At 42.1% G+C, this 12,135-nt stretch carries 7 protein-coding genes and 1 tRNA gene; 2 read left to right on the top strand and 6 right to left on the bottom strand.

The features are described from left to right. Window positions 1–200 precede the first annotated feature (200 nt). The 4 genes from ACPYIV_RS13155 to ACPYIV_RS13140 all read right to left on the bottom strand — a co-directional run bounded on the left by ACPYIV_RS13155 (window position 201) and on the right by ACPYIV_RS13140 (window position 5,084). The gene (locus ACPYIV_RS13155) at window positions 201–1,394 is read right to left on the bottom strand and encodes a pyridoxal phosphate-dependent aminotransferase (protein ID WP_293732140.1); all 1,194 of its coding nucleotides are present in this window, start codon (window positions 1,392–1,394) and stop codon (window positions 201–203) included. Between the two features lie 25 nt (window positions 1,395–1,419). Further along, entirely contained in the window at window positions 1,420–2,637 is a 1,218-nt protein-coding gene (locus ACPYIV_RS13150; protein WP_293732139.1) for a bifunctional 3,4-dihydroxy-2-butanone-4-phosphate synthase/GTP cyclohydrolase II, read from the bottom strand. 27 nt (window positions 2,638–2,664) lie between these two features. Beyond that, window positions 2,665–4,599 carry an LptF/LptG family permease gene (locus ACPYIV_RS13145; protein WP_425883401.1) on the bottom strand — a complete coding sequence of 645 codons (1,935 nt, stop codon included), beginning with the start codon at window positions 4,597–4,599 and terminating at the stop codon, window positions 2,665–2,667. Between the two features lie 101 nt (window positions 4,600–4,700). Next, entirely contained in the window at window positions 4,701–5,084 is a 384-nt protein-coding gene (locus ACPYIV_RS13140) for an START-like domain-containing protein (RefSeq protein ID WP_293732137.1), read from the bottom strand. 199 nt (window positions 5,085–5,283) lie between these two features. On the opposite strand from ACPYIV_RS13140, the gene ACPYIV_RS13135 reads away from it, so the two are divergent. Next, window positions 5,284–5,357, top strand: a tRNA-Met gene (locus ACPYIV_RS13135). A 1,136-nt stretch (window positions 5,358–6,493) separates the two neighbouring features. Here ACPYIV_RS13135 and ACPYIV_RS13130 read toward each other — a convergent pair. Then, on the bottom strand, window positions 6,494–7,417 hold the full coding sequence (locus ACPYIV_RS13130; protein ID WP_301703647.1) for a FimB/Mfa2 family fimbrial subunit: 924 nt from the start codon (window positions 7,415–7,417) through the stop codon (window positions 6,494–6,496). Between the two features lie 609 nt (window positions 7,418–8,026). Further along, window positions 8,027–8,950, bottom strand: coding sequence for a FimB/Mfa2 family fimbrial subunit (locus ACPYIV_RS13125; RefSeq protein WP_425883400.1), 924 nt, complete (start codon window positions 8,948–8,950; stop codon window positions 8,027–8,029). Window positions 8,951–9,981: 1,031 nt separating this feature from the next. On the opposite strand from ACPYIV_RS13125, the gene ACPYIV_RS13120 reads away from it, so the two are divergent. Beyond that, complete coding sequence (locus tag ACPYIV_RS13120; RefSeq protein WP_293739056.1) at window positions 9,982–12,021, top strand: response regulator; 2,040 nt, start codon at window positions 9,982–9,984, stop codon at window positions 12,019–12,021. Window positions 12,022–12,135: the final 114 nt, after the last annotated feature.

Below are 12,135 nucleotides of genomic sequence, written 5' to 3'. Positions count from 1 at the left end.
CCGTTTTGGCCGTCAAACCGTATTTTACGGGGGAATACCTAAAGATACAAAAAAGCCAACTAATTCGCAATACTTTTAGTATGAATTAGTTGGCTAATTTTATAGGATTTACTGAATATCCCTTCTTATTTTTAGGCGAGGGTGTGTCGAAACTATCCTGTTCCCGCGCTTGACGCGGGAACAAGGGGATTTTGATCTTCTTATTTTAAAGCAGCCAAAGCCTCTTTGATACGTTTGATCGCTTCCACGATGTTTTCATCGCTGGTAGCGTAACTCATGCGGATGCATTCGGGAGCACCGAACGATGTACCGCCGACACAAGCTACATGGGCGACTTCCAACAGGTACATGGCCAGGTCGTCAGCATTCCCGATCGTACGTGTGCCGTCGGTCTTACCATAGTAATAGCTGCATTTAGGGAACAGGTAGAAAGCTCCTTCCGGTTGATTTACTTCGAATCCCGGAACCTCCTTCGCCAACTTGACGATCAGGTTGCGGCGGCGTTCGAATGCCTGGCGCATTTCTTCTACCGGTGCTTGTGAGCCCGTGTAAGCTGCTTCTGCCGCTTTCTGGGATACAGAGCACGGGCCTGAAGTATATTGTCCTTGTAATTTGTTCACTGCCTTAACGATCCATTCCGGTCCGGCAATGAAACCGATACGCCATCCGGTCATGGCATATGCTTTGGATACACCGTTGACAATGACGGTACGGTCTTTCATCCCGTCCACCTGTGCGATGCTGTTATGTTTGCCGATATAGTTGATATGTTCGTAGATCTCGTCTGCAATTATGATGATTTCCGGATGTTTTTTCAGGACTTCAGCCAGACCAGCCAATTCTTCAGCGCTGTAAACCGAACCGGTCGGGTTGGACGGAGAGCAGAGAATCAAAGCTTTTGTTTTCGGAGTGATAGCTGCTTCTAACTGTGCCGGAGTGATTTTGAAATCCTGTTCGATACCAGCTGCAACTATAACAGGTTTACCTTCGGCTAACTTTACCATTTCCGGATAGCTAACCCAGAACGGAGCCGGGATAATCACTTCGTCGCCCGGATTTACCAATACCATGATTGTATTACAAACGGATTGCTTGGCACCATTTGCACAGGAAATCTGGTTGGCTGTGTATTCCAATCCGTTTTCGTTTTTCAGTTTGGCAACGATGGCGTTACGCAGGGCCGGATAACCAGCAACGGGAGAATAACGAGAATAGTTTTCGTCGATAGCTTTTTTGGCAGCTTCCTTAATATGCTCGGGAGTATTGAAGTCGGGCTCTCCGACGCTTAAGTTGATAACATCAACTCCCTGAGCTTTCAATTCACCGCTCTTCTGGGACATCGCCAATGTTGCGGATGGCGACAAACTTGCTAAACGTGCTGATACTTGTGTCATGATAGTGTTATTATGTAATTATGAATTATTTGATATTGTGTAAGACGTGTCCCATACGTTCCTTTTTCGTCTTCATATAGAATTCGTTGTAGGGATTCGGGGCCACTTCGATGGGAACATTTTCTACGACTGTCAGCCCGTATGCTTCCAATCCGACACGCTTAACGGGATTGTTAGTCATCAGGCGCATCTTGGTGACTCCCAGGTGGCGCAGGATCTGGGCACCGACACCGTAGTCGCGTTCGTCAGCCTGATGTCCGAGATGCAGGTTCGCATCGACAGTGTCCAAACCGTCTTCCTGAAGTTTATAGGCTTTCATCTTTTCCATCAGCCCGATGCCGCGTCCTTCCTGGTTCAAGTAAACGATTACGCCCTTCCCTTCTTTTTCAATGCGTTGCATCGCTTTGTGCAACTGTTCGCCACATTCGCAGCGCATGGAACCGAAGATGTCGCCGGTCGCACAAGAAGAATGTACGCGTACCAAGATCGGTTCGTCCGGCTCGAACTTGCCTTTTATCAGGGCGATATGTTCCAGTCCGTTGCTCTTCTGTCGGAAAGGGATCAGGCGGAAGTGCCCATACTCGGTCGGCAGGTCTACTTCGACACCGTTTTCTACGATCGATTCTGTTTTCAGGCGATATGAAATCAAGTCTTTGATACAGATGATTTTGATATCGAATTTCTTGGCAACCTCGATCAGTTGGGGCAGGCGGGCCATTGTCCCGTCTTCATTGATAATTTCGATCAATGCGCCGGCAGGGTATAAACCGGCAAGGCGTGCCAGATCTACAGCTGCTTCGGTATGTCCGGCACGGCGCAACACACCACGCGAACGGGCACGAAGCGGGTTGATATGTCCCGGACGGCCCAGGTCGGACGGCTTTGTTTTCGGATCGGCCAGCGCCAGAATGGTTTCTGCACGGTCGAACATCGAAACGCCTGTCGTGCAGCCGCCTCCTAATTTGTCTACCGTTATTGTAAAAGGAGTTCCCAACAAAGAAGTGTTGTTTGCTACCTGCATATCCAATTCCAATTCCTGGCAACGCTCTTCCGTAATCGGGGCGCACAATACGCCACGGCCGTTTTTCAACATGAAGTTTACTTTTTCGGGAGTTATCTTTTCGGCTGCAATAATAAAATCACCTTCGTTTTCGCGATCTTCATCATCGACTACGATTAAGAATTTTCCTTCGCGGAAGTCTTCAATAGCTTCTTCAATGGTGTTTAATTTGATTTCGCTCATATATTTTTTTTACTTATATTTCTTATTTCACAAAGATACGGGTAATTTTTCAATTATATCAATCAGTTCATTGCTTGTCTTTTGTACCATCTTAATATCATGCCGCAGAAGTTTGCGCTGGTACGTGGCAAGCAGATATACCGGCAGCCCGATCGGGAAAAAGAGACCGATTGCCAATCCTGATTTTCCGTTTATTTTCGCATTTATCTGGTTGTAACCGCTAATGACCGGATAGTCCATCAACTTGTTCAGAACTAAATTCTGGTCTGAATTCGATAACTCTTCGATGATACCGTCCATTTCTACCGCCAATTGTTCGGCCGTATGGTCACGGCCACCCTGTTTCCAGAAACGGAAATAGTTTGTCCATCGTTTATGTCCGGCCAGATATGCATTGCTTTCTTCTACCAGTTGTTTCAGGCGGGGGATGATCTGCCCGTAATCCGGGTTAAACATGATCACCTCTTTCAGTTCCACTTTTCTGCCTGAGCGTTTCCCGAACAGATTCTTCAATGCATTCAGATAGGTGTCGGCATTCAGGATAACAGAATCGTTAACTGCTTTATAAGTCAGGAAGATACCCAGCGGAGCCAAAACAGCGGAACTCAACCACATTCCTTGCCATGCTTCCCATACGCCGTCGCGGGCCATCTTGAAGCCGATGTTGTCTATGATATAATAGAAAATAAATAGTACGACCGAAATAACGACCGGCATTCCCAAGCCACCTTTACGGATAATGGCGCCTAATGGTGCACCGATAAAGAAAAAGACCATGCAGGCGAAAGACAGGGTGAACTTTTTATGCCACTCCGTCAAATGGCGGCGCACCCTGTAGGCCTCGTCTCCGATAGTAGCTGCTTTAAAGAAATAATCGGCTTTTGTATTCTCGATGCTCGATTTCGCGCGTGTCAGGATAGTCGCTTTCTTTCCGGGATTTTCTGCCTGGTAAAGGCTGTCGAAGTTCATGACGATTACCGGTTCATCCGTCTTGCTCACGGCTGTTGCCTTTGTTTCTCCTTTTTCACTGTCAGGATCGTCCTTTGAACCGCTTTGCTTTACGTCTTGCGGTTTCTTAAGCGTCTTTTTGTATGAAGTTTCGTAGACGTTCTTGGCATTTACGCTTTGTATGCTGTCCAAACGCACGGAAACGGAGTCCACGAAGATTTGCAAATCATGCATGTTTTTTCCCATAAACTGGTTTTGCATGAACGATTCGTCCGTCCGTGAGAAATTCGCATCAAATTCGATCAGGATATCCCGGCTTTTAAATGTCTCCCTCTGGTAGGGAACGGAACTTTTAGTCCCTGTGGTACTCGATTGTTTGTCTAAGCTTCTGAACGATTCCCCGTTAAATAAGGAAAGGACTAAGAACATTTTGTCTGCCGAAGTTTTCAGGCGTCCCGAATCCGCGACCATCACGCTTACTTTGTTGAATCCTTCTGAATAATCATAGATCATCATGTCGCGGAGGAGCCCCGTCTTATTATCCTTATGCTTTACATATACATTAAATCCGGTGATCTCGCTATAGAAAACTCCTTCCGGAATATCCAGTTCCGGTGATTTCTGGCGCATGGACCAAAGTAACGTGTAAAGTTTGACCTGTACGACAGGCATGGCATAGTTCTGGAAAAAGAAAGCCCCTATACTTATAATACTGATCGTGATGATTAGCGGGCGCATGATGTGGACAAGCGAGACGCCCGCCGATTTCATAGCCAACAATTCCAATCGTTCGCCGAGATTCCCGAAAGTCATAAGCGAGGCAAGCAAAATAGCCAGTGGAAGTGCCATCGGCACGAGAAAAAGGGCGGCATACATAAACATTTCCGCCAAAACAGGAATCCCCAGACCTTTCCCGACCATGTCGTCAATGTACCTCCACAGGAACTGCATGAGCACAATAAACAGACAGATGCCGAAGGTCATCAAGAACAACGGCAGGAAAGTCTGCAGCATAAATGTATATAATCGTTTTATTTTCAACATTACTTATCCGGTTGACGGCGCAAAAGTAGTGAAAAAACGATTCTGTAGCTAACAGAAATCACTAAAACAACCTAAATACCGAGTGTACGCTTCAGTTCTTCTACTTGGGTGTCCCATAAATCGATAGAATCCCTTTTTTCATCCTGTTCGGCAAAATCCGTTATTTGCAAAGAAGTCGATCCCGTTAATTCATGGCTGTGGATCTGGAATTCGAAATAGGCATTTTCATCCTCTTCATCCGTCCAACGGTAACGGATACTTATTTCCGGTTTCATAGACAGTACTTCTGCTTCCTGTTCGGCTTTGTTCCATTTAAAAACATATATGTTACCATTAATAATAACATCATCGGCGAACCAGGCAGACAGCCCTGGAGGAGTAGTGAGGTGATTCCATAAGCTTCGTCTTGAAACTTTATCGAAAATGTATTCGATATGAAATTTCTCTTTTTTCATCTTTCATTGTGTTTATTGCGCAGCAAGGTAGTAAAAGAATTGGTATTTGCCAAATCTGTCTATAAAAAAAGAATCTATGTATTAAGATCTTAATATGAGACATTCGAAATAATTGAAATTTTTTTCATGAAAGTGTTGCACAATATAAAAATAAGCTCTACTTTTGCAGCGTCAATCAAAGAAATGATGACAACATGATGGCGAGATAGCTCAGCTGGTTAGAGCGCATGATTCATAATCATGAGGTCCCCGGTTCAATCCCGGGTCTCGCTACCGATTAAGGTACTCTTTAAAGGAGTGCCTTTTTTTATGTTTGTTTTTTTAGAAAGAGCGAATTCGGGCGCATACCGAAATTCTGAGGGAATGAAAAAATCTTATCTTAGTTCATTCTGAAAACCTGAGGAGGGGATTATCCAAATAAACAATTTGTCAAAATGCCAAATTTGCTATCCTTAGATTCGCTTGGATAGGCCCATATATCTGGATGGTTGCAAATAAGACAAGGAAATGGGCTTTGTGATTGTCATTTTGTTTGCAAAATCACCGGAAAGTAATTTTTATGTTGCCGAAATAGTGTGGATGTGTGAATAAAAGTGTCGGTTGAAAGGGGAGATTTTTGTCAAAGCGTCAATAGAAAAAGATGTCTCCTGTCGGACTTGTGAGGTGTTAAAATGACTTTTGAGTACTTTTGGAAAGCTTTTTTGCAATGTCTTTTTCTTTTTTTTAGTTCGTCCTGCAAAATCATCTAAATGATTTTTCGGATTCATCCGGATAGTTTGCCTGAAACATCCCAATGGTTTTTCAAAAACATTCAGATCATTTGAAAAATCATTTAGATGATTTGAAGGGAAAGGTGTAAAAACAAGCATCCATTAAACTGAAAACCCTAAAAACAGAAATATGCATGTCAGTAAAAACATTCAAAAAAAATCTTATTGACAGTAAATGGCGCATATTTGCCAAGTAGTGAATGTGATTCCAGTGGGTGAGAGGGAGATGGAAAAAGTCCAGATCATCTGTTTTCTATAAAAGAAACAGAAAGTCTGGACTTTTATAATAATTATGTAACCTCACGGTTATATTAATTAGGTTTGCTTGCAGAATTAAGGGATTCGTGCAAACAGAGTATAGGGTAAAATTTCACAAATTGTATTGTGTTATTTCTTGCTACAAAGTTACATCATCAATTGCGTTTTTATGCATGGTGAAATTGTCATAGGGTGTTGTATTCGTGTCATTCTTTGTGCTTGTAAAGTGTTGATAGTTAGCAATAATACTTATTAACGATTGTATTCCTATCATGCTAAAGGGTATTCCTATCACGGAGAATCGCATATTTATAAAAAAACGGCGCACACTCGGAACAATCCGAATGTGCGCCTATTGCATATAAAAAATTGAGGGTCGAATTATCCGACTGTAACATACTGAATAACAGTACCCCAGTCTGAAACGTTAATATTGATATTGTTGCGTGAAAGGTCAAAAACGATATTCGTTTGTTCTCCTTCGTTTGCAGCCACGTTTTCTGAATTTTTGACATTTTCGGAAGAAAGTACCAAAACGTCGTCTCTATAAAGCTCAATAGTCATATTATCTGCCGGTAAAATAGAGAATGTGCCTGTAGTCAGGTTTCCATTGTCTTGCAAAGAAGCCGGAATAATATATTCGATATCGCTGCCTGTCAATTCTCCATTGCAGTTGAATGAACTTTTAGTTCTTTTGATTTTATAATAATAATTGCCTTCTTTGGAATCGAAAACTTTTAAAGCTCCTTTTGCCAAGATCGACATGGCGGAAACTTTGCGTTCGATTTTTAATTCCTGTGCAATGGCTTTAGTGGAAGAGCGGTGCAGAACGATTTGTCCGTAAAACAGGTCGCCCGGGAGATTATTTGCAACGCCATTGTTTTGTTTCAGGCTTACCTGCAGATCGGAGATGATGTTTGCCTGATTCATATTGCTGATTTCTTCGTTTTCACTTGAAAGGCCTGCCCAAGCCACAACAGTGATCTTTTCAGATCCCGGACAGCTTATTTCAACAGGCTTTACCTGCAAAAGGTAATCTCTGTCCACCGTGATTTGTTTGTAGAAATCATTATTTTCGTCGAAAACATACAGTGTAGTGCTTTTTACATCGCCTTTAGCAGTGATGTCTGTGTTTTCAGAATATGCTTTTAGGATTACAGAGAAAGGAACTTCCGTTTCCAGAGGAACTCTTTCGTCTATGATTGAATTGGAATCGCTATCGGCTGAGCAGCTTGCGAACGAAAGAACTACTGACAAAGTCCAGATAGAAAACAAACAATTTGTGAAAATTTTACCCTTTTTCATGACCCTAATTTTTATATGCTAATTAATACCCTATACTCTCAAAGAAACTTTTTTCCGGTTAAGACCCTCATCGAAACCTTTGTTCCTTTTTGATATTGCAAATATATCATGGCTTTTCGACACTCGCAATAGTTTTATGTGTAAAATATGTTAAACCGATCAAGATAATCGGGGAAAATGTCAAATAGGTGGGCAATAGTCTCATTATGTGGTTGTGAAAATATCACTTAGGTGTGGATTACACAGTTTTTATGCTAAGGATAAATGAGGAAAAACTGTGTGATCCATGCCTGAAAGAAAATAGAATAGCATCCTGAGCGGGTCAGTGAGGGGTAAATGTATTGAATGTCGTTGCTAAAAGTCTCAAACGGCTTGTGCTGGATGTGTTTGTTTTTATGATGATGGGTATTTGTTTTATTAAGGTGTGTATTCGTATCATAAGCCTTGATCGTGTATCTGCATTGTTGATCTTAATATATTTTGTGGATTGTGATAGTATCAAATAGATGGGTATTCCTATCACGGAGAATCGTATATTTACAAAAAAACGGCGCACACTCGGAACAATCCGAATGTGCGCCTATTGCATATAAAAAATTGAGGGTCGAATTATCCGACTGTAACGTACTGAATAACAGTACCCCAGTCTGAAACGTTAATATTGATATTGTTGCGTGAAAGGTCAAAAACGATATTCGTTTGTTCTCCTTCGTTTGCAGCCACGTTTTCTGAATTTTTGACATTTTCGGAAGAAAGTACCAAAACGTCGTCTCTATAAAGCTCAATAGTCATATTATCTGCCGGTAAAATAGAGAATGTGCCTGTAGTCAGGTTTCCATTGTCTTGCAAAGAAGCCGGAATAATATATTCGATATCACTGCCTGTCAATTCTCCATTGCAGTTGAATGAACTTTTAGTTCTTTTGATTTTATAATAATAATTGCCTTCTTTGGAATCGAAAACCTTTAAAGCTCCTTTTGCCAAGATCGACATGGCGGAAACTTTGCGTTCGATTTTTAATTCCTGTGCAATGGCTTTAGTGGAAGAGCGGTGCAGAACGATTTGTCCGTAAAACAGGTCGCCCGGAAGATTATTTGCAACACCATTGTTTTGTTTCAGGCTTACCTGCAGATCGGAGATGATGTTTGCCTGATTCATATTGCTGATTTCTTCGTTTTCACTTGAAAGGCCTGCCCAAGCCACAACAGTGATCTTTTCAGATCCCGGACAGCTTATTTCAACAGGCTTTACCTGCAAAAGGTAATCTCTGTCCACCGTGATTTGTTTGTAGAAATCATTATTTTCGTCGAAAATATACAGTGTAGTGCTTTTTACATCACCTTTAGCAGTGATGTCTGTGTTTTCAGAATATGCTTTTAGGATTACAGAGAAAGGAACTTCCGTTTCCAGAGGAACTCTTTCGTCTATGATTGAATTGGAATCGCTATCGGCTGAGCAGCTTGCGAACGAAAGAACTACTGACAAAGTCCAGATAGAAAACAAACAATTTGTGAAAATTTTACCCTTTTTCATGACCCTAATTTTATATGCTAATTAATACCCTATACTCTCAAAGAAACTTTTTTCCGGTTAAGACCCTCATCGAAACCTTTGTTCCTTTTTGATATTGCAAATATATCATGGCTTTTCGATACTCGCAATAGTTTTACGTGTAAAATATGTTAAACCGATCAAAATAATCGGAGATAATATCAAATAGGAGGTTAATAATGTCGTTTTGTGGTTGTAAAAATGTCATTTAAGCACGGATTACATGGATTACACGGATTTCATGGAAAGGATAAATGGGAAAAACGATGTAATCTGTGTCTGAATAAAATCAAGGTAGGCAATAATGGTGGCAAAAGTATCAAATATGAGTGGCAAAAGTGTCAAACATAAGTAGCGAAAGTGTCTTCTTTCTGTGAAGGGTGTTGGCTGTTCCGGATCGATGTGGCGATATGTGTGTATATATTATATAATGTACGCGCGAATCGTCGTTGACAAAAAAAAAGTGGCGCACACGCGGAACAATCCGGATGTACGCCTATGCATATAAAAAATTGAGGGTAAAATAAATCAAATGAAATAGTTCTGTTTTCGGACAAATCATTTCTATAGGCTTAGTTTGGAAAGTCCTTAGTACTATATATTATTGATGATAACGCTTGTTTTCGATGAAACAAGCAGTATTTTATAATACCTCATTTAGGATTGATAAGCACTTGTCGAAATCTCTGTCCTTTATTCTTGTACAAAGATAAAATAGCTTTTGCAGTTCTGCAATAATCGGTGCGTAAAAGATGTTAAACATATCAAAGCATAGGTGTTCGTATCGCGGCTTGCAAAAAAGGAAGGCTATAATACTGGTTATTATGAAATATGGGCCCTGTTCCGGGCATAGAATGATTGAGGAAGTGTAAAATATGATGATTATCATGATATTTTTGAAAAATAATTAGTGTTAAATGTATCGTAAGACAAATATTTTTACCATCTTTGTAGTGTAATGCAGACGATGAGCTTGCAAGATATAGAAGGATTTTTAATAAATGCATATAAATATGAAGAAGAAATCTCTGTTCAGGAGGGTGAGTGGAGTATTGGCTGGTCTTTTTGTCAGTACTTCATTAATTTTAGCTGCCAATGAAAACGAACAACTATTCGGAAGTGAGACACTGATTGTAGTCATTGCTTTACTACTATTCTTTGTCCCCTTGTTTCTTTATGTGAGAAAACTGCATTCCAATATGAATGACCGTTCCGACCAGATCATTAAAGAAAACGCCGCACTTGAAAATCTGAATAAAGAGATGAAAGCCCGGAATGAAGAAATTGATTCCCGGAACAAGTCATTGGAAGGCGAAATAGGGCAATTGGAAGAAAGGACCCAGGCTTTGCGTACCCAAAATGACGATTTGGCAAAAACAAACAACGATTTGGTCCGGAAGAACAACGAACTTCAATTGGTGATTTCTACATTAAATAATAATAAGAAAGAGCTGGAGCAACTCATTGTAGCCAAGATTAAGGAAAACGATACGATCCAGCGCGAAGCTGCCGACAAACTTGCCGAAGCGGAAAACCGCCTGAAAGACGCCGAGAGCATCCACGACAATTTCTTTATCGAGACGATCCACGAAATGCGTACCCCGCTTTCCTTAGTGTTGGGTTCGCTTGCCTTAGTGGTGCAGAACGACGATCCGGAGAAGGATATGTCCACCCAGCTGCTTTCCGCCTATCGTAACACACTTGCCATGCAGGACTTGGCAGACCAGTTGATCGGCACGCGCCGTTCGAACGACGTCGCCAACTATTTGCGTATAGCCCGTTACGATATGGTCGAGATTTCCCGCCAGATCTGTGATATCTTTGTCGATTGGGTGGCCATGAACAATGTCGATTTCCGTATCAACACGCAGACACCCGTCCTTTGGGTTTGGATGGACCGACGTAAGATGGAGTTCGCTTTGCGTATGTTGTTGTCGAATGCCTTCAAAAATACGTTTGCTTATGGTAAAGTGTCGCTCGACATATCCGTCGTGAGCGAAAACGGCAAAGCCTACAGTGCAGTGGTCGTGACCGATGAAGGCTTGGACGAAGACGAAAGTGCACGCCGTGGCCTGAAGCAGATCATCGACATGGCAGACGCGATAGGTGGTATTTACCGCAGTGAATCTGATAAAAACGGAACATCCTACACGATCATGATCCCGCTGGGCAAACAACATCTGCTGGACCGCCGTGTCGAGTTTGTGGAACCCGAAGCCGACTTGGTCAAACTGAATGCCCGCCAGAAAGAAGAGATCGCCGAATTGATCCAGGTGATCCCGCAAAAGAAGGAAACCGGAAAGAAGCTCCTCGTAATCGATGACAGCGACCAGATCCGCTGGTTCCTGAAGCATGTATTTAATAAGGAATACGAGATATTGGAAGCCCGCAACGGCCAGGACGGGGTAAACGTCGCTTTGAAAGAAGAGCCGGACCTGATCCTTTGCGACGTCATGATGCCGGTGAAAGACGGATATGAAACCTGCCGCGAAATTAAGAGCGATCCCAAAATGGCACAAACACCGGTCGTGATGCTGACGGCCAAAGTGGAAAGCGAAGATGTGATTACCGGGATCGAAGCGGGGGCAGACGATTATATCACGAAACCTTTCGATGTGGAAATCCTCAGAAGCAAGATCAACAGCCTGATGAAGAAGAGAGACGATATGAAACGCTACTTCTCGAATTCTTCTACTGCCTCGAGCAATGAAGAAAACACGCTGCCCTCCAACCCGTTCATGGATGCTGTCATCAAAAATATTGAAAAACACCTCGACGACTCCACTTTTGAAGCAAAAGTGCTCGCAGACTCATTGAATATGAGTCTGCCGACCTTGTACCGGAAGATCAAACAATATTCCGATCTGAGCATCCTCGAACTGACACGTAACATCCGACTGAAAAAAGCCGCCGAACTGCTTGCCAGCCAGCAATATTCCGTACAGGAAGTCGCTGAAATGGTAGGATTTAATGATACAGCCACATTCCGTAAACGTTTTACCGAGCAATACGGAGTTACGCCGTCGCAATATGGAATATCCTATCCTGTTTAGTATAATTAATAATTATAAGGGATTGTTTATTGAATTAAATCGTATTTTTCGCACATTTAGGCTGTAGTAGCCTTTTTCGTGTAATTTAATGTTAAGCAGTGGCAGATTTTCAAA

Source organism: Parabacteroides vesiculifaciens, assembly GCF_049860805.1.
Taxonomy (GTDB): Bacteria; Bacteroidota; Bacteroidia; order Bacteroidales; family Tannerellaceae; genus Parabacteroides.
This window is presented reverse-complemented; position numbering and strand designations above follow the sequence as displayed.